Source organism: Algoriphagus ratkowskyi (genome assembly GCF_002150505.1).
In the GTDB taxonomy this organism is placed as follows: Bacteria; Bacteroidota; Bacteroidia; order Cytophagales; family Cyclobacteriaceae; genus Algoriphagus; species Algoriphagus ratkowskyi.
Map to the genome: position 1 here is coordinate 17,052 of NZ_MSSV01000024.1, position 18,153 is coordinate 35,204.

Sequence of the window (18,153 nt, forward strand, 5' to 3'; positions counted from 1 at the left end):
ACAGTTTACTTAAAGTCTTCAAGAACTATTTTTTGCTCACAAAATTCATACTCTCTTGGCTCATTAGAGCAAATAACCAGAATCCTGTTTTTCCTATAAAGAGAGACCATTTCCTGATACCAATCGATACCTTTTCTATCCAGATTAGAAGTAGGCTCATCTAGAAATACCAAAGGGACATCAGAAAATAGTGCAAGTCCCAACTTTAGCCGCTGCTTCATTCCTGAGGAAAATTGGCCTACAGGTTTGGAGGTATGCTGCGTAAGGTAGAGTTGTTCTATGATTTCTCTGGGCGAAATATTGTTTAGCGGTTTTTTGAATTTGAAATGAAATTTAAGCAATTCTTCTAAAGTAAACTCCTCGGGAAGCTCCATATAGGGAGCAGAAATAGTCAAAAAAGGAAACCAATCTGCATCTGAGATGGATTTTTCATCAAGGATATAATCTATTTTCCCTGAAGTGATCGGAATAGCGCCACTTAAACATTTAAGTAAAGTTGATTTTCCTGATCCGTTACTTCCAGTTATAGCTAGGGAATTACCTTGTGATAATTCAAGGCTTAGATTTTTAAAAATCCATTCGTATTGGAAGCGTTTTGAAGCTTCCTCTAGTTGGATTTTAAACATAGTTAATTGATATAACCTTTCATCACACCACGCTCAGAAGAGCGAATGAAATTCAAGATTTCATCTCTTTCTTTTGTAGCGGGAAGATTTACTTCGATCTCTTCTAACGCACGGCTATTGTTCATGCTGTTGAGGAAAAGATAGCGATAAACTTCCTGTATATGGGAAATTGATTCACTTGAGAATCCTCTTCTTCGTAATCCCAGAGAGTTTACACCTGCGTAAGAAAGTGGCTCACGTGCAGCTTTAGTGAAAGGAGGCACATCTTTTCTGACCAAAGAACCACCAGAAACCATTGCATGCATACCAATTTTCACGAATTGGTGAACAGCACTGGATCCACCTACAATCGCCCAGTCATCAATGGATACGTGCCCGGCAATTTGTACGGAATTTGCAATGATCACATGACTTCCAATTACACAGTCGTGGGCCACATGTACATATGCCATTAATAGGCAGTCGCTACCTATGACTGTGGTTTGCTTTTCTACAGTTCCTCTGCTTATCGTAACACACTCTCTAATAGTTGTATTGTCACCGATAATAACGGTGGAATCTTCACCTTGAAATTTCAAATCCTGCGGAATACCTGCAATCACGGCACCGGGGAAAACTTTACAGTTTTTCCCAATAGTTGCTCCAGAAAAAATAGTAACGTTTGGACCGATCCATGTATTTTCACCTATTGTGACATTCGCCCCAATCATCGTGAACGGATCAATTTGAACGTTTTCTCCGATGGTTGCGGTGGGATCTACATGTGCTAAAGGACTAATCATGATTCTTTTCGGGTTATGCTTGCTGTCATTACGGCCTCACATACTAGCGTATTTCCAACATAAGCTTCACCACGCATTTTAGCTATACCTCTTCTTATCGGGGCCAAAAGTTCACACTTGAAAATCAGAGTATCACCAGGAAGAACCATTTTTCTAAACTTACAATTTTCAATTCCCAGAAAATAAGTCCAATAGTTTTCCGGATCATCCACGGTACTCAATACTAATATTCCACCTGTCTGGGCCATCGCTTCTACCTGCAAAACTCCTGGCATTACGGGGTTGTTAGGAAAATGCCCCATAAAAAATGGTTCGTTGATTGTGACGTTTTTCACCCCTGCAACTACTGTACTGTCCAGATAGATGATTTTGTCAAGCAGCTGGAATGGATATCTATGCGGTAAGATGCTGCTAATTTGATTGATGTCCATTACCGGAGGAAGTCTCGGGTCGTAATAGGGTATATGGGAAGAAGAAGACTTCTCCATAGCACGCTTAATTTTTTTAGCAAAAGCTACATTGGCTGCATGACCAGGTCTCGCTGCCATAATCTGTGCTTTTAGAGGCCGGCCTACCAAGGCCAAATCCCCAACTACATCTAATAATTTATGTCTTGCTGGCTCATTGCGATAGCGCAAGTCCACATTATTTAATATGCCTTCTTTCTTTACTTCTACTTTTGGCTTGTTAAACATTTTGGCCAAATTAACTAATTCTGCTTCTTCCACAATCCTGTCCACCACTACTATTGCGTTGTTCAGGTCACCTCCTTTGATAAGGTTCGAGTTGTAGAGCATTTCTAGTTCATGCAAAAAGCAAAAAGTTCGACACGAGGCTATTTCTGATCTAAATTGACTGATATCTGTGATTGAAGCATGTTGACTGCCTAAAACGGGGGAGTTATAATCCACCATTACTGTCACACGATAGTTGTCGGTAGGCAAAGCTACCATCTCTACTTCGCGAGCAGAATCTTTGTATTGGATACTTTCTTGAACTTCATAAAATCTTCTTAGCGCATTTTGCTCCTCGAGCCCTGCATCCTCTAATACTTCTATGAATTGAATGGATGATCCATCCATAATTGGAGGCTCAGGACCATCTAGTTGGATGAGTACATTGTCGATCTCTAAGCCTACAAGCGCAGCTAGAACGTGTTCTACTGTGTAAACTCGTGCGCCATTTTGCTCAAGAGTAGTGCCTCTGGATACATCTACAACCAAGTCGCAATCTGCATCAACAGTGGGTCTGCCTTCTAGATCTATTCTCTGAAATTTATACCCGTGATTTGGGGGAGCAGGTAGAAATGTCATGTTTGAAATGACTCCAGTGTGTAGTCCCACTCCGGACAATTCTACCTGCTTTTTAATCGTGTGTTGTTTTACTTTCATCTGATTTTTGAACCGTTCAGCATGCTAAAGGCTGCAAATTTACTGCTTTTTTTCTAGTTCTCTTATGCGGTCTTCTATTGAATCTAGCTTTTTGAAGATTGTATATGATTTCAAAAATTTCTTCATGTCCATGGCTATGTAGCCAAACAAGGTAGTACCTGATTTTAGTATTGACTTGCTTATGCCTGTATTTGCACCAATAGTAGTATTATCGGCTATTTTTATGTGGCCTACAATTCCTGCTTTACCCGCAATAACACAGTTTTTACCTATCTCTGTAGAGCCGGAAATGCCAGTTTGCGAAGCGATTACTGTATTCTCACCAATGATCACATTATGGGCAATCTGCACCATGTTGTCTATTTTAGCGCCTTTTTTAATTATGGTAGATCCCATAGTCGCACAATCAATCGTACTATTAGCTCCTACACTTACATTGTCTTCTAAAATTACATTTCCGATTTGTGGTATCGTCTTGTAAGTGCCATCTGGCTGAGGAGCAAAACCAAATCCATCCGATCCGATAACAGCTCCAGGGTGGATTTCGCAGTTATTTCCAATCACCGTATCAGCGCAAATCTTCGCTCCGGTATGGATGATGACATTATTGCCAATTTGCACACGATTTCCGATATGAGCATGACTGTAGATTTTGACAGCTTCTCCAATTTTGCAATTTTTGCCGATATAAGAAAAAGCTCCACGGTAGGCTTGCTCACCTATCTGAGAACTCGCGTCTATGTAGGAAGGTTCTTCTATTCCCACCATGCTGTTTTTCATCATCATGGCGTAAGCCTCTAAAAGTTGAGTAAAGCCAGTGTAAGCGTCTTCAACACGAATTAGATTGGTTTTTACTTCCTTTATGGGAGTGAAATTATTTGATACAATGACTGCTGTAGCTTCAGTTTCGTAGATAAATGAGGTGTATTTTTCATTTGACAAAAAACTAATGCCACCTCGCTTCCCTTCCTGAATTTTGTCCAGACGGGATACTTTTTGGTTTTCGTCGCCTACTACTTTTCCATTAAGAATGGCAGCTACTTGTCCGAGGGTGAATTCCATAAACAATATAAACGGAGTTAATAATTTAAATTTAAGCTTTTGGCCTTACATACGTAGTATTTCTCTACGATTTTACTCATCACTTTTATATTTGGTAAGTCAGCCGCTTGGGCTACATCAATTACCTTTCCCTTTTTGGTGAGAATATTAATTCTGTCCTTTACCAAATAGCCATAGTTACTCACTGCTCCTTGGGAAAAGAAATAGTCCAAATCTTCTCTAGGTATTTTGAGTTTCTTGATTGTTTTCTCTTTCAGTTGTTTTATTTCCTCATCTGAAAATGGCTCATTAGTTAGTGAGATTTTGTAGAGGTTACGTGTCAAAAACATCTGAGATATATTTCGCAGCACATAATCAGGATGATTTTTCCAAAGCTTCACAGCTCCCCAGATATCAAAATCGTCCATTTCTAAGAACATGCGTAGGTAATCAGGATCAGTCTGGAAGTCTGCTAATGATAAATTCTGGTTCAGAAAGAAATCAAACTCCTGAGTTATGGTGAAATTAGTTCCCGATTGTCGTAGAAATCTTGCACGATCAATAAGCTTTATAAGCATTTTCTCTGCACTAACGGTCGTTTTGTGGAGATAAACCTGCCAATACATCAACCGACGTGCACTAAGGAAATTTTCGATAGAATAAATTCCTTTTTCCTCGATGACTACCTGATCGTTTTTCACATCCATCATTTTTATGATACGGTCTGCTCCGATAGTTCCTTCTGATACGCCTGTAAAAAAACAATCGCGCTGAAGGTAGTCTAATCTATCTATGTCCAACTGACTGGAAACCAGCTGATGAAAGAATTTTCGCCCGTATTGATTCTTAAATATTCTTAAAGCTAGGTCCAATTTGCCTCCAAACTCCTGATTGAGGAGTTCAATAGTCATAAGAGATAGCTCTTCATGGGGTATGCCCTTGAGTAAGCTGTATTCTAAGGCATGTGAAAAAGGTCCATGTCCAATGTCATGTAAAAGAATAGCAATAAGTGCAGCCTCATATTCCTCATCTGTGATTTCAGTGCCTTTTATGCGTAGATTGTCTAGCGTAATGCTCATTAAGTGCATTGCCCCAATTGCGTGATGAAATCGGGTGTGTAGCGCTCCGGGATAGACAAAATCAGTCAGACCCAGTTGTTTTATTCTCCGCAATCGTTGGAAATAGGGATGGTCGATAATTGTAAAAATCAACTCGCTAGGGATCGTGATAAATCCGTAAACCGGGTCGTTAAGTATCTTCTGGCTTTTCAAGGAGGCCTTTTTTGTTTGACTCAAAAGTAATTATAATTTTAAAAGAAACGGAACCTGAAATGTCTCAAAAATTCAACATACTCTGGGCAGACGATGAAATCGATCTGCTTAAGCCCCACATTCTTTTTCTTGAACAAAAAGGATGTGCTATTACCACTGTCAACTCAGGCGTGGATGCAATCGAAGAGGTAGAGCAAAAAAACTTTGATGTTATATTCCTTGATGAAATGATGCCGGGAATGACTGGTTTGGAAACACTTCAGCAAATCAAACAGATAAAACCTCAGGTGCCAGTGGTGATGATCACCAAAAGTGAGGAAGAGCATATTATGGATGATGCGATTGGAGGGAAAATCGCAGATTATCTTATCAAGCCAATTAACCCTAGTCAAATATGGCTATCGGTGAAAAAGCTCCTACAAAATAAGCAGCTGATCGACGAGCGAACAACCCAAAGTTATCAACAGGATTTCATGAATATCAGCATGGCTTTTGGCGATGCAGAAGATCACCAAGACTGGGCTGATATTTATAGAAAGCTGACGTATTGGGAAATGCAGATCGATGATACGGAAAATAAAAACATGCTTCCTGTACTGGAATCGCAGAAAATAGAAGCTAATGCCAATTTTTGTAAATTCATAAAGGAGAATTACTTAGACTGGATGCAGGAAAAAAATACAGCTAAGCCACTGCTTTCTCATCAGGTGATGAAGAAAAAAGTATTCCCCCAGCTCAAAGAAAAAAAGCCCCTGTTTTTCATAGTTATTGATAATTTCCGACTAGATCAATGGGAAGATATAGAATCGATCATCGCGCCATATTTTAATATTAAAGACAAGGATACTTATTATAGTATTCTACCTACCACCACAGCTTTTGCTCGGAATGCACTCTTCAGCGGTATGATGCCAATGGATATGGCTAGATTGTATCCACAATTTTGGGAAGATGAAGATACCGAAGAGGGGAAAAATAATTATGAAGAAGAATGGCTGAAAATAAACTTGGACAAAAACCGACATTCAATCAAGACCAGCTATAATAAAATCATCCAAGCACATCAGGGAAAAGCTGTATTGGAGCAGTTTCATACATTTCTTCAAAATGATTTAAATGTATTAGTATATAATTTTGTAGATATGGTGTCGCATGCCCGTACGGACATGAAAATGATCCGTGAATTGGCTCCAGATGAGTCGGCATACAGATCGCTGACTACAAGTTGGTTTGAGCATTCTTCTTTATTTGAGTTATTGAAAAAGATTCATGATGCTGGATCTGAAGTTATTATCACGACAGACCATGGCACCAAGCGAGTGAATAGACCTTATAGGATTATTGGTGATAAGAACGTGACTACGAACCTTCGATATAAGCAAGGAAAAAACTTGAACTTTGAGCAAGGAAAAGTTTTTGAGATCAAAAAACCTGAAGATGCTAAGTTGCCAAGGTTGAATGTATCTTCTACCTATGTGTTTGCTGTGGAGGATTATTTCTTTGCATACCCCAATAATTACAATTATTATGTAAACTTCTATAGAGATACCTTTCAGCATGGTGGTGTATCTTTGGAGGAAATGATTATACCGATCGTTCATTTGTCACCAAAATAATTGAGCATTTGATCCAGTTTACATACGAGCTAAATCAGCTAGATAATGCTGCTCAGGCAGTAATAGAAGCAGCTTCCAATGAAAAAGTGTGGGTATTTCAAGGCGATATGGGTGCTGGAAAAACCACACTTATTAAAGCCTTGTCCAAAGCGTTTTCAGTTACAGACCAAGTAAGCAGCCCTACCTTTGGGATCGTAAATCATTATGAAAATCAAAGTGGTGAGATTTTTTACCACTTTGATTTTTACAGAATGGATGATCCCACAGAAGCTTTGGATATCGGAATAGAAGAGTATTTTTATAGCGGAAACTATTGTTGGTTAGAATGGGCTGAAAAAATTGTTGCATTTTTGCCTGAGAAATTTTTCCTTATTCGGATCAGCAGTGATTCCGAAACAAAGCGAACACTGAACTTACAACACATCGAAGATGCCAGCTGAAATCGATCAACTTACTGCAGTGGGACTGATCCCAAAAGACTCGCCATCAAAAGTGAGAAAAAGAGACCATTCTCTAGTAATAGGATTGCCTAAAGAAGTCTCTCCTCAGGAGAAGCGTGTAGTAATCACACCAGAATCCGTGGGTTTGCTTTCAAATAACGGTATAAGTGTTGTGGTGGAAGCGGGAGCAGGTTTGCAATCGAAATTCTCAGATCAAGATTTTTCTGATGCTGGCGCAAAAGTCACAAGTTCAAAAAAGGAGGTTTTTGAGTCAGAAGTAGTTCTGAAGATTGATCCACCTACAGAGGAAGAACTTAACTATATGACTACGGGGAGCTGTTTGATGTCGGCACTGCAGCTGGAAAGACAAAGTCAGGAGTTTATACAAACATTAAATCAAAAGAAAATCACCGCTGTTGCCTTTGAATACTTGGAGGATAAAGTTGGGGGGATGCCTGTAGTTCGAGCGATGTCAGAGATCGCAGGAAGCACAGTGATGTTAATTGCTTCAGAATATCTTTCTAGTGAAAACGATGGGAAGGGCTTAATGATGGGGGGAGTGACAGGAGTTCCGCCCACTCAGGTTGTGATTATTGGGGCTGGTACAGTAGCTGAATATGCGGCCAGAACTGCATTGGGATTAGGTGCGAATATTAAAATTTTTGACAATCATATCTACAAATTACGCAGATTAAAGCAATTATTAGGACAGCAAGTTTACACTTCAACCATTGATAATTTCACCTTGAACCAAGCGCTTTCTGAAGCTGATGTGGTGATCGGAGCTTTGCGTGCTGAAAAGGGTAGAAATAAAATTGTGGTCTCTGAAGAGATGGTTGCAAATATGATGCATGGCAGTATCATAATTGATGTGGCTATCGATCAAGGAGGGTGTATCGAAACTGGTAGGATGACCTCGCATGATAAGCCTGTGTACAAAGTGCATGACATTACGCATTACTGCGTGCCTAATATTGCTTCGCGAGTAGCAAGAACTGCGTCGTATTCGTTAAGCAATATTTTCACTCCAATAATTCTTCAAATGGCAGATCTAGGGGGTGCTGAAGAAATGATTTTTAATTACAAATGGTTTTTACGCGGAGTTTATACCTATCGGGGGAGTCTGACTAATGCGTATATGGGTAGAAAATTTGGTATTAGTCACAAGGAATTGCAACTATTGTTAGCAGCGAGATATTAGGTTAAGAAAGTAAATTTTGACGAAGCAAAAATTCAAGTTGGTCGTTTGATTTGATCAATGCTTTTGTGAGTTTATCATTTTCCATTCGAAGCTGGTGGATTTCATAGGCATTTTTGATGACTGTTCGAAGGTAGTCTTCTTCCCAAGGTTTTGTCAAGTAATGATATACTTGCCCTTTATTAATTGCATCTATCACTGCTTGGATGTCTGTATATCCTGTAAGTAAAATTCGAATGGGGTTTGGATGTAAAGGTATTATTGATTCCAGAAATTCCACACCAGACTCATGAGGCATTCTTTGATCTGTGACGACAATATCTACTTCTTCATTCTTTAGAATCTCACGACCATCACTAGCAGATATAGCTATAAAGATTTTGTAATCTCGTCTAAATGTAGCTTTGAAAGCTTGTAAGTTATTTTCTTCATCATCAACATAGAGAATTCTAATTTTTTCTTGAGGCGTATCGTGCATGATGCAAAAGTCTAAAATAAACTTCAATTTTAAAGGATTTATCCTTCATTTTCCAATTTGTCAATGTTTCAATTCTGTCACCAAAGTAAATTATAATGATTTTTTATACTAAAAAAAAATTATATTAAATAATTTATCATAGGAGTAGCATTTTGATTACTAATTTTGCTGTTTGCAATACCTTATTGAAATAAAGTTAAATACCACAAACCGAATGCAAATCAGAATCCGAAATCTAGCTTATATTGCAAAGATGACTATATGAAGAATACCAAACTAATTCATGTATAAGTTCTTGATTTATTGAATTTTAGTTATTTATTACTCACCCCCTAATAAAAACCTTTAAGGTCAATTTCGATGTCAAAAATAATGGATGCTTCTTCTATGGAAGTGTATAGGCCATTGATAATAAGTGCTTCCGAAGAAAAATCAAAAAGTACTCTACAGAAGCTTAAAAGAGACTCAACTTTACTTATATACGATGAGATTAATACGCAAGTAGGCGACCTAATCAAACTAAGAAATCCTCAAATAAAATTCAGTTCAGATGAATTGAATGATGCAGTTGTAGAATTCTTTGGAAGTCAATCTCCTTCGAATTATGGGAATTGGGTATATTATCCATGGAGAAATTGTCTTGTTCATCTACTTCCGGAGCCTGAGTTTATTGCTGTTCGTACGATTAGAAATAGATATGTCATCACTGAGGAAGAACAGATGACCTTAGCAAGCAAAAAAGTCGGGATTATAGGGCTATCAGTTGGTCAGAGCGTAGCTTTAACATTAGCTTTGGAGCGAGGATGTGGAGAACTTAGACTAGCTGATTTCGATACATTGGAGCTTAGTAATCTAAATAGGATTCGGTCCGGTGTTCATAATTTGGGGGTAAAGAAGTCGGTAATTGCAGCTCGAGAAATAGGTGAAATAGACCCATATCTTAAAGTTGTGCTTTATAACGAAGGTGTTCAGGATACTAATATTGATGATTTTTTCACCCAAGGAGGTAATTTGGATTTATTAATTGAGGAGTGCGACAGTTTAGAAGTGAAAGTCAAAAGTAGAATTAAAGCTAAGCAGCTCCAAATCCCTGTACTTATGGACACCAGCGATAGAGGTATGATCGATGTAGAAAGGTTTGATTTAGAACCTGAGCGTCCTATACTTCATGGATTGCTCCAGCAGTTTGGAGAAGAATCTGGCCTATTGGCAAAAAATCTGAATCAGAATACGGAGATTTTAATGGCACTTTTGGACTTTAATAAACTATCAGCTCGAGCTAAAGAAAGTATTGCTGAAATTGGAAAGACTATTACTTCTTGGCCTCAATTGGCCTCTTCTGTGATTTTGGGAGGAGGAGCATCCGGTTATTTTTCAAGAATGATACTTCTTGGAAAGGGAATTCGCTCTGATAGATATTATGTTGATTTAGAAAGGATAGCAAATCTTAGCCATGGAAGTTAGAGTTAGGGTAATAAAAGTTAATGACGACCTTGAGGCTACTGAAAAATATATTGCAGGTCATTTGAAAGTACTTGAATCTTACGGAGTAACTAAAGTTACATCTGCGGACAGATCATGGACTGCTAATCCGAACACTTACCTGATCTTATTTGAATCAATGGATGATTTTAGGGTTCTGGGGGGAGGACGCATACAGTTAAGAAGCAAAGGGTTCCCTCTTCCTTTGGAGGAAGCTATAGCCGAAATAGACCCTTCTATTGTAGGTTATATGGAACAATTTGATGACTTGGAAGTAGCTGAATACTGTGGATTGTGGAATAGTCGCGAAGTTGCAGGCTATGGAATAGGAAGTATATACCTGATGAAAGTAGGAGTTGCTATTGCTGGGCAGTTTAAAATGAAAAAACTAATGGCACTCTGCTCACCAGCAACTGTTAAGTTGACTATGAAAGTGGGGATGGAGATAGTAGAAAGTTTGGGACAGAACGGTACGTTTTTTTATCCAAAAGAAGGACTAATAGCAACACTATTGCAAATCAACGATCTTGATAATATTCCTACGGCAGTCGATATTGAGCGACAATTTATTTTTGATTTAAGAAGTAATAAAGTTAATAAAACACTTGAAAAAGGGCCGAAGGGAGAAATGATGATTAGTTTCGAGGTAAATTTTAATTCAAGAAATTAGTGAAGAAATCGGTTTTTGTAAGTTTTATTTACTTTGTTCCAATTTTTTTATTGGTGATATTTCCTTTATCTCGATATCTAGGAATATTTGGAGGTGAAGATAGAGAGGGGGTGACAAATTATTATATCTGTACGGAGAGTTCTTGGGAAACTAATAATTGGAAGGAAGGACTTTTTGTCAATCCATTTGACCTAAAAGGAGGTCAGATTGATTTAGGATTCCAAGAAGATACGGTAATCATAGGGTTAGATATAAGCCCCTATTTGAAATTGAATGGGGATCCAAAATTTCTTGAAATTATCAATCCCTCATTTAGAAGCGTTGAGATCTTTAGAGTTAATGCTAAAGGAGAAGTAGTTTTCCTCGGAAAAGATGGGATTCAATATATGCTATCTAATAAGTATGGCAATCCCAATCCTACCTTTAAACTTACAGATTCAAAAGATTGGCTGCCTTATGTCATTTTAAAAATTAGTTCATTTGAACCAGTTAGATTTAATGCTGTTATTTCATCGGAAGCTTCTTATTACTCCAATTTCAATAAGAGAACAATTTTTATTAATATCTATGTTGGTATTATGCTCGCTCTGTTTTTTTATAATTTGTTTTTATATTTTTCAGGACTGGATGTGCTTTATCTGTCATACAGTATGTACGTTCTGTTTATTGCATTGGCACAACTTTCTATTTCGGGGCATTCCTATTACTATTTTCTTTATCAGAACCCGAAACTATTTGAATTAAGCATTATTGGTTTTACTTCATTGGCGGGATTGTTAGGTCTTTATTTTGTAAAAGTTTTTCTACACACAAAAGAGCGTTTGCCATTAGTAAATAAGTTGTTGGGACTATTGATGATGTCTTATTTAGTGACTTTTATTTTAAGATTGTTTGGTGCAGTTAGTCTAAGCTATATGCTTACTGACATTAACGGTCTTTTAGTAGTTATATTAGTTTTTTATACTGCCATTGTTTTAGCTCGTAGAGGAATACGATCAGCTTACTTTTTTCTCGGGGCATGGACATTTTTCTTGATAGGAATTTTAGTGTATATCATGCAAACTCAGGGACTATTGGATCTTGGATTCTATCCTAATCTCGCCATGTTGGTTGGTACAGCATTTGAAGCCCTTCTCTTGTCTTTTGCTTTGGCAGATAAGATCAATTTACTTAAGAAAGAAAAGGAAAAAGAACAGGCTGAACGTTTAATAGCCCTTGCAAAGAATGAGCATCTCGTTAGAGAGCAAAATGTGATGCTTGAAGATAAGGTCAAAATCAGAACTGATGAATTGGAACAAGCAATTCGAAATCTACAGAATACCCAAAGTCAACTTGTCAATCAGGAAAAAATGGCGTCCCTTGGACAGTTGACTGCTGGAATTGCTCATGAAATCAATAATCCAATTAACTTCGTAAGTTCCAATATCATGCCGTTGAAGCGAGATATTAAGGATATCATGGAGGTGATCGAATTTTATAGAAGTAGAGGAGCCATGGAGTTTACACCTGATTCTCAGAAGGAAGCTAAGCAACTAGAAGAAGATTTGGAGCTTGATTATGTTCTCGATGAAGTGGAGCACCTGCTGAAAGGAATGGATGATGGTGCTAGGAGAACGGTAGAAATTGTGAAGGGTCTAAGGCTATTCTCTCGCGTAGATGAACAGGATATGAAAAGTGTCGATCTTCATGATGGGATTAACAGCACACTTATTTTGTTAAATAGCACCATGCCTACCAAAATTCGTGTCAATCTTGATTACGATGAGTTGCCTCTGGTAGAGTGCCTGGCAGGTAAGATCAATCAGGTATTTATGAATATCATTAATAATGCTATTCATGCATTAGCTGATCATATTAATACTATTGTGGATCCTCATATTCTAATTCGTACCAAGTCTTTAGTAGATGCTGTTACGATCGAAATTATTGACAATGGACCAGGGATGCCTGAATGTGTTAAGCAACGAATATTTGAACCTTTTTTCACTACAAAAGCCGTAGGAAAGGGCACGGGCTTGGGACTTTCAATAGTTTATTCTATTATTGAAAATCACAAAGGCAAGCTGGAGGTAAATTCGGAAGAGAGCCAGGGAACTACCTTTAAAATTACGCTTCCCATATATCAAAGTACTGAACGCTATGAATGATAAAATTCATGTCCTCTATATAGACGATGAAGATAATAACCTAAAATCTTTCAGAGCTACCTTAAGGAAAGACTTTAAAATTTTTACAGCAATTAATGCTGAAGAAGGACTGAAAATTGCCCGGGAAGAGGATGTTCATGTGGTGATAGCAGATCAGAGAATGCCGGGAATGACTGGAACTGAGTTTTTTGAAGAACTGATGAAGTTCAATCCAGATCCAATCCGAATTTTGCTTACAGGCTACTCAGATATTGCTTCGGTAATAGATGCGATAAATAAAGGTGAAGTATATCGATTTATCGATAAGCCTTGGAATATTGAGCAGATTAAAAACTCTATCAAAAATGCAGCAGATATTTATTATATGCGGCGTGAATTGAAGGATAAGAGTTTAAAACTCAAAAAGCTACATTCTGAAATGAATCAATTCGTTTACAGTTTGTCTCATGAATTGCGTGGGCCGCTAATGAGTATTTCAGGTGTGTCAAAGTTGGCTAAAATGGAGCTGAAAGATCCGGAAGCATGGGAGTATTTTGACATGATAGATAGCGCTACAGGTAAATTAGATGATTATATCTATAAAATGCTTGACTTCTACAGATCTACCAAAATTGACAACAAAATATCCGAAATATCTTTTAGAGATATAGTCGATCAGCAATTGGAAGCCTATAATTCTAAGTTTGATATTAATCACATTCAAATATCAATACAGATCAGGCAAGAACATTCTTTCTACTCCGACGAATCAAAAATTAGAGTAATACTCAATAACCTTTTCAGTAACTCTGTTCAATTTCAGAATGAAGATCAAAGTGAGAATAAGATAAGCTTGACCGTGGAGGTAGCAGAATCTGAGGCTACGATCACTTTGATGGATAATGGAATCGGTATAGAAGAAAAGCATCTTCCTGATGTTTTTAACCTGTTTACGAGGGCAACTCAAAAAAATGTAGGAACTGGTCTCGGGCTTTATATGGTGAAAGAAGCTGTAGAGCAAATGGGAGGAAAAATTCATTTGGAATCTGTGTTTGGAGAAGGCGCGACTTTTAAAGTCACCTTGCCAAGCATGAAATAACAAATCGTTTCTGGGCATTTTCCTGCTAAACTGTATCTTTGCACGAGCTCTAGAAAAAGCTTCACTTTTTATCAACTAATATAAGATATTATGATTAATCCTTGGCATGACGTCAACATCGGTAAAAACGCCCCAGAAGTAGTAACGGGGGTAATAGAAATACCAAAGGGTAGCAAAGGAAAGTATGAACTGGACAAGAAGACCGGAATGCTGATGCTAGACCGAGTACTCTTTTCTGCGGTTCATTATCCTGCCAATTACGGCTTTATTCCACAGACTTTCTGCGAAGATCATGATCCACTGGATATTCTCATTATTTCGCAAATCGATATTCCTTCTATGTGTCTTGTAGAAGCTAAAGTGATAGGTGTGATGAGAATGATTGACGGAGGAGAAGCAGATGATAAGATCATCGCCGTAGCTGCTGGAGATCAATCTGTAAATTACATTGAAGATATTGATGATCTTCCTCCTCACCTGATGAAGGAAGTCCATAGATTCTTTGAAGATTATAAGAAGCTCGAAAATAAGGAAGTAAAAGTAGAAGATTTCCTTGGCAAAGAAGATGCGATGCGCATAATCCGTGAAAGTGTTAATCTTTACGATCAGAACTTTAGAACAAGAAAATAAGAGAAAAGCCTGAGATCGATCTCAGGCTTTTTTGCTTATAATGATTTTACCGCAAAGCACACAAAGGTTACGCGGAGAGCGTAGTTTATAAGTATAACCCGTTTTCCTACTTCAATTGTTATCCTGCTTCTCCAGAAGCTGGACTGTCCATGACCAGTCGTGAGATACGAACGTTTGTGAAGACTTCCCACTTTTCACCTTTTACCACTTACTTCATTTTCAATTTCAGCAACATCGGCATTGGACATCACCTTACTTCTTCCCCTTCACCTGCTGCTTTCCAGCTTTTTTAGCTAAATAGACCACCAGCTCTTTGTAGGCTTCATGCTCATGATTAGATACGGAGATAGATTGCTGATCTGAAAAAGCAATCGTCACCTGACGAAATTCCTTCTTGTTTGCCTTGACTATTTCCTCTTCCCAAGCTAAAATCTGAGAAACTGGATAAGTTTTGGTGTAACCTCTCAAGGGTAGCTTGACGATGATCTGATCTCGACCGGCAGTTATGAATCTATATCCAGCAAGCATCTTCACCAAAAGCATTAAAATCACTAGCGTGATGATGGTACAGGCTATCAGATAAAAATAAATCCCGAAACTGCCTGTATAGGCAAAATCTCGTAGAATAAATACCAATCCCGAAATGAGGAAGAGCAGAACAAGACTTAAGGAAATGTAAGTGGATATTTTTGGTTTAATGACCAGCATTAGTGTTTTGGATTTCTAGTAATTTCTCTCGTGCAAAAGTCTCTAAATCCGCGAAGAAAGCGAAAAATATCACTTGAAATTCCTGTTCTTTTTCCATTAGGTCTAGATGTGCCATTTCCATCTTGGATGGAAAACGGGTTCTACGGGACATTCCTGAGAGTGTTTTATGAATTCCTTCGATCTCCCGATATTGTATAAGCCAATTCTCCTGAACCATCCACTGAAACATATTTAGGAAGCGTTCCGGAAACAGTTGACGGTTGTGTTTCAATGTGCTAAAAGTATTTTGGATAAATTCTTCCAAAGGAATATCTGAATATCTGCCCCAATTTTTGGCAAGAAAATAGTCAAAATAGATGTCCGTGATTACGGTAGAGTAGAGTCGGTACTTCGGTCGCAAATAACTCTGTCCAGCACGAACCAAAGGATGTGTATCTGTGAATTTGTCTATTTCTCGGTGGAGTTTGATACCATGCTGGACTTCCTCCGGAAAGGTGTTCATCATTTTTCCCTTTACAAAGTCTCCAATAAAATTTCCCACAAGCACTTCGTCTTGACCAAAAGAAAGATAAGCGTGCGCGAGGTAGTTCATAGAAGTGATCGAGTTGGGAAAACTCGGGAGGTTTTGATTAGTTTCGTCTAAAATACGGATTGATGCCCAATATCACGGAAGAATTAAAGAATGGATTAAAACTGCTGAAAATTGAATGGCAGGAAGATCTCGCTCAATACAAGCAGAAGTTTCTGAATACCTCACTTGCCGAAAAGAAAAAAGCAGGCATCACTTGGCATCCCGTACAACTCAAAAAGAGCAAAATCGGGATGGGAGAGCGGCTTTTGGTAGAAGTGGAGCGCTCGGATTCCAACCATGCCTCTGCATTTAACTCTGGCAAGTCCGTGTCATTTTTCAGTACCCATGATTCTTATAATTCTTCCGAGGATCGCGTGAATGGAGTGATCAATTTTGTAAAGCAAAACACCATGACGATCACCTTGCAGGCGGATGAGCTGCCGGAATGGATGCATGGAAGCAAGCTAGGAGTGGATTTACTTTTTGATGAGGCGAGTTATAGAGAAATGGAGTTTGCGCTGAAAAAAGTAATTTCGGCTGAAAACAAGCGGGTGGATGAATTGAAAGATATTCTACTGGGCGAAAAAGCCCCTCAGATTTTTAAAAAGCAACTTGCTTCTAAATCCAATCTCAATTTCTCCCAAAACCAAGCCTGTGAACTGATCGCCAATGCAAAGGATGTAGCAGTCGTACATGGACCTCCAGGTACTGGAAAGACCACTACGCTGATCGAGGCGATCCAGGATTCGCTAATCGCTGGCGAATCGATTTTGGTATGTGCGCCAAGTAATGCTGCTGTTGATCTATTGGTAGAAAAACTGATCGATCGAGGAATAGAAACCCTGCGATTTGGACATCCAGCACGTGTGGAGGAGAAGATTTTGAATCAAACCTTGGATGCCAAAACAGCTTTTCATGCCAGCTACAGAGATCTGAAGAAGCTTCGGAAAGAAACTGACCAGCAGCTGAAAATTGCCAAGCAATACAAGCGTAATTTTGGGCACAATGAGCGTGTCCAGCGCAAGATGATGTTTGCGGAAGTTTCCCGGCTTCGTGAAGCTTCCAAGTCGCTGGAGGAATACATACAATACGATATTTATCAGAAGACAAAAGTCTTTGCCTGCACACTTGTTGGCGCATCTTCTTACAACCTGAAAGGGATGGAGTTTGATGTGGTGTTTATTGACGAAGCAGCGCAGGGATTGGAAGCAGCAACTTGGATTCCGATTTTGAAGGGTAAGAAGGTGGTGTTTGCAGGAGATCACTGCCAGCTCCCACCAACGATCAAATCCTATCAGGCAGGAAAGGATGGACTTGCAGAGACACTTTTTGAGAAAGTGATCGCTCGTAAACCCCATGCCGCGCAAATGCTGCAAGTGCAATACAGGATGCCTGAAGTAATTATGGGTTTTTCCAATGAGCAGTTTTATCAGGGGAAATTGATCGCGGATGAGCGTACGAAAACCCATGTATTTCCTTCAGAAGAATCAGTCATAGAATGGATAGATACCGCGGGCGCTGGCTATTCGGATCAGAAGGAAGCGGAGAGCTTGAGTACCTTCAATCCTGAGGAAGCATACTTCGCGGCGAAATACCTGAATGATCTTGTGGAGAGAATTGGGTCAGACAATTTCCTGCAAAATGATTGGACGATTGGTCTGATCGCACCTTATGGAGCACAAGTGCGGAGATTGCGCCAATTGATTTTTGATTCGGAGGATTATCCAAGTTTGCTGTCTGTAAAAGAGCAAATCACCATCGATACAGTAGATGGTTTCCAAGGTCAGGAGCGGGATTTGATGATGATTTCCCTCACGCGATCCAATGAGAAAGGGGAGATAGGTTTCCTCGCTGATACTCGTCGAATGAATGTAGCCCTGACCCGGGCGAAGCGTAAATTGGTGCTAATAGGTGATTCTGGTACACTTACTCAAAACCCTTTCTTTGATGAATTGCTGAGATACTTTGAGGCGCAGGACGGGTATAGAAGCGTGTGGGAGTTTTTGGGATGATTTGAAAATTGA

Annotated in this window: 17 protein-coding genes; 9 read left to right on the forward strand and 8 right to left on the reverse strand. The window is 38.9% G+C overall.

Going from position 1 to position 18,153, the window contains the following annotated elements; genetic code table 11:
• Positions 1-5 precede the first annotated feature (5 nt).
• The 5 genes from BVH02_RS18585 to BVH02_RS18605 are packed head-to-tail and all read right to left on the reverse strand — an operon-like array spanning position 6 to position 5,111.
• The gene (locus BVH02_RS18585) at positions 6-626 is read right to left on the reverse strand and encodes an ABC transporter ATP-binding protein (protein ID WP_086502974.1); all 621 of its coding nucleotides are present in this window, start codon (positions 624-626) and stop codon (positions 6-8) included.
• Between the two features lie 2 nt (positions 627-628).
• Complete coding sequence (gene lpxA / locus BVH02_RS18590) at positions 629-1,408, reverse strand: acyl-ACP--UDP-N-acetylglucosamine O-acyltransferase (protein ID WP_086502975.1); 780 nt, start codon at positions 1,406-1,408, stop codon at positions 629-631.
• A complete protein-coding gene (locus tag BVH02_RS18595) occupies positions 1,405-2,799 on the reverse strand; it encodes a bifunctional UDP-3-O-[3-hydroxymyristoyl] N-acetylglucosamine deacetylase/3-hydroxyacyl-ACP dehydratase (RefSeq protein ID WP_086502976.1) in 1,395 nt (464 codons plus the stop codon). The genes lpxA and BVH02_RS18595 overlap by 4 nt, the downstream gene beginning before the upstream one ends.
• A gap of 39 nt (positions 2,800-2,838) precedes the next feature.
• Positions 2,839-3,861, reverse strand: coding sequence for a UDP-3-O-(3-hydroxymyristoyl)glucosamine N-acyltransferase (gene lpxD / locus BVH02_RS18600; RefSeq protein ID WP_086502977.1), 1,023 nt, complete (start codon positions 3,859-3,861; stop codon positions 2,839-2,841).
• 17 nt (positions 3,862-3,878) lie between these two features.
• Positions 3,879-5,111 (reverse strand): HD domain-containing protein, encoded by a 1,233-nt coding sequence (locus tag BVH02_RS18605; protein WP_086503024.1) that lies wholly within the window; start codon positions 5,109-5,111, stop codon positions 3,879-3,881.
• Between the two features lie 59 nt (positions 5,112-5,170).
• Here BVH02_RS18605 and porX point away from each other — a divergent pair, with 59 nt between their 5' ends.
• The 3 genes from porX to BVH02_RS18620 are packed head-to-tail and all read left to right on the forward strand — an operon-like array spanning position 5,171 to position 8,368.
• Positions 5,171-6,727, forward strand: a complete 1,557-nt coding sequence (gene porX / locus BVH02_RS18610; protein WP_086502978.1) for a T9SS response regulator signal transducer PorX — start codon at positions 5,171-5,173, stop codon at positions 6,725-6,727.
• 8 nt (positions 6,728-6,735) lie between these two features.
• Positions 6,736-7,167, forward strand: a complete 432-nt coding sequence (gene tsaE, locus BVH02_RS18615) for a tRNA (adenosine(37)-N6)-threonylcarbamoyltransferase complex ATPase subunit type 1 TsaE (protein ID WP_086502979.1) — start codon at positions 6,736-6,738, stop codon at positions 7,165-7,167.
• On the forward strand, positions 7,157-8,368 hold the full coding sequence (locus tag BVH02_RS18620) for an alanine dehydrogenase (protein ID WP_086502980.1): 1,212 nt from the start codon (positions 7,157-7,159) through the stop codon (positions 8,366-8,368). Before tsaE ends, BVH02_RS18620 begins: the two co-directional genes overlap by 11 nt.
• A gap of 1 nt (position 8,369) precedes the next feature.
• Here the strand turns inward: BVH02_RS18620 and BVH02_RS18625 are convergent, their stop codons facing one another.
• The gene (locus BVH02_RS18625; RefSeq protein WP_086502981.1) at positions 8,370-8,843 is read right to left on the reverse strand and encodes a response regulator; all 474 of its coding nucleotides are present in this window, start codon (positions 8,841-8,843) and stop codon (positions 8,370-8,372) included.
• A 360-nt stretch (positions 8,844-9,203) separates the two neighbouring features.
• Between BVH02_RS18625 and BVH02_RS18630 the strand changes: the two genes are divergently transcribed.
• The 5 genes from BVH02_RS18630 (at position 9,204) to BVH02_RS18650 (ending at position 14,850) form a co-directional block, all read left to right on the forward strand.
• Positions 9,204-10,307, forward strand: coding sequence for a ThiF family adenylyltransferase (locus BVH02_RS18630; RefSeq protein WP_086502982.1), 1,104 nt, complete (start codon positions 9,204-9,206; stop codon positions 10,305-10,307).
• Positions 10,297-10,995, forward strand: coding sequence for a hypothetical protein (locus BVH02_RS18635; RefSeq protein WP_086502983.1), 699 nt, complete (start codon positions 10,297-10,299; stop codon positions 10,993-10,995). The genes BVH02_RS18630 and BVH02_RS18635 overlap by 11 nt, the downstream gene beginning before the upstream one ends.
• A gap of 53 nt (positions 10,996-11,048) precedes the next feature.
• Positions 11,049-13,142, forward strand: a complete 2,094-nt coding sequence (locus tag BVH02_RS18640; RefSeq protein WP_223271917.1) for a 7TM diverse intracellular signaling domain-containing protein — start codon at positions 11,049-11,051, stop codon at positions 13,140-13,142.
• Positions 13,135-14,220 carry a hybrid sensor histidine kinase/response regulator gene (locus BVH02_RS18645; RefSeq protein WP_086502984.1) on the forward strand — a complete coding sequence of 362 codons (1,086 nt, stop codon included), beginning with the start codon at positions 13,135-13,137 and terminating at the stop codon, positions 14,218-14,220. The genes BVH02_RS18640 and BVH02_RS18645 overlap by 8 nt, the downstream gene beginning before the upstream one ends.
• Positions 14,221-14,310: 90 nt before the next feature.
• Positions 14,311-14,850, forward strand: a complete 540-nt coding sequence (locus BVH02_RS18650) for an inorganic diphosphatase (RefSeq protein ID WP_086502985.1) — start codon at positions 14,311-14,313, stop codon at positions 14,848-14,850.
• 252 nt (positions 14,851-15,102) lie between these two features.
• Here BVH02_RS18650 and BVH02_RS18655 read toward each other — a convergent pair whose 3' ends face one another.
• Positions 15,103-15,558 (reverse strand): hypothetical protein, encoded by a 456-nt coding sequence (locus BVH02_RS18655; RefSeq protein ID WP_086502986.1) that lies wholly within the window; start codon positions 15,556-15,558, stop codon positions 15,103-15,105.
• A complete protein-coding gene (locus BVH02_RS18660; protein ID WP_086502987.1) occupies positions 15,545-16,150 on the reverse strand; it encodes an acyl carrier protein phosphodiesterase in 606 nt (201 codons plus the stop codon). The genes BVH02_RS18655 and BVH02_RS18660 overlap by 14 nt, the downstream gene beginning before the upstream one ends.
• A gap of 62 nt (positions 16,151-16,212) precedes the next feature.
• On the opposite strand from BVH02_RS18660, the gene BVH02_RS18665 reads away from it, so the two are divergent.
• The gene (locus BVH02_RS18665) at positions 16,213-18,141 is read left to right on the forward strand and encodes an AAA domain-containing protein (protein WP_086502988.1); all 1,929 of its coding nucleotides are present in this window, start codon (positions 16,213-16,215) and stop codon (positions 18,139-18,141) included.
• The last annotated feature ends 12 nt before the right edge of the window (positions 18,142-18,153 follow it).

Coding starts and splice junctions, on each gene's coding strand:
- BVH02_RS18595 (WP_086502976.1), bottom strand. CDS start 2,799: ATGAAAGTAAAACAACACACGATTAAAAAGCAGGTAGAATTGTCCGGA.
- BVH02_RS18650 (WP_086502985.1), top strand. CDS start 14,311: ATGATTAATCCTTGGCATGACGTCAACATCGGTAAAAACGCCCCAGAA.
- lpxD (WP_086502977.1), bottom strand. CDS start 3,861: ATGGAATTCACCCTCGGACAAGTAGCTGCCATTCTTAATGGAAAAGTA.
- BVH02_RS18645 (WP_086502984.1), top strand. CDS start 13,135: ATGAATGATAAAATTCATGTCCTCTATATAGACGATGAAGATAATAAC.
- BVH02_RS18625 (WP_086502981.1), bottom strand. CDS start 8,843: ATGCACGATACGCCTCAAGAAAAAATTAGAATTCTCTATGTTGATGAT.
- BVH02_RS18620 (WP_086502980.1), top strand. CDS start 7,157: ATGCCAGCTGAAATCGATCAACTTACTGCAGTGGGACTGATCCCAAAA.
- lpxA (WP_086502975.1), bottom strand. CDS start 1,408: ATGATTAGTCCTTTAGCACATGTAGATCCCACCGCAACCATCGGAGAA.
- BVH02_RS18655 (WP_086502986.1), bottom strand. CDS start 15,558: ATGCTGGTCATTAAACCAAAAATATCCACTTACATTTCCTTAAGTCTT.
- BVH02_RS18630 (WP_086502982.1), top strand. CDS start 9,204: ATGTCAAAAATAATGGATGCTTCTTCTATGGAAGTGTATAGGCCATTG.
- BVH02_RS18635 (WP_086502983.1), top strand. CDS start 10,297: ATGGAAGTTAGAGTTAGGGTAATAAAAGTTAATGACGACCTTGAGGCT.
- BVH02_RS18660 (WP_086502987.1), bottom strand. CDS start 16,150: ATGAACTACCTCGCGCACGCTTATCTTTCTTTTGGTCAAGACGAAGTG.
- BVH02_RS18585 (WP_086502974.1), bottom strand. CDS start 626: ATGTTTAAAATCCAACTAGAGGAAGCTTCAAAACGCTTCCAATACGAA.
- BVH02_RS18665 (WP_086502988.1), top strand. CDS start 16,213: ATGCCCAATATCACGGAAGAATTAAAGAATGGATTAAAACTGCTGAAA.
- porX (WP_086502978.1), top strand. CDS start 5,171: ATGTCTCAAAAATTCAACATACTCTGGGCAGACGATGAAATCGATCTG.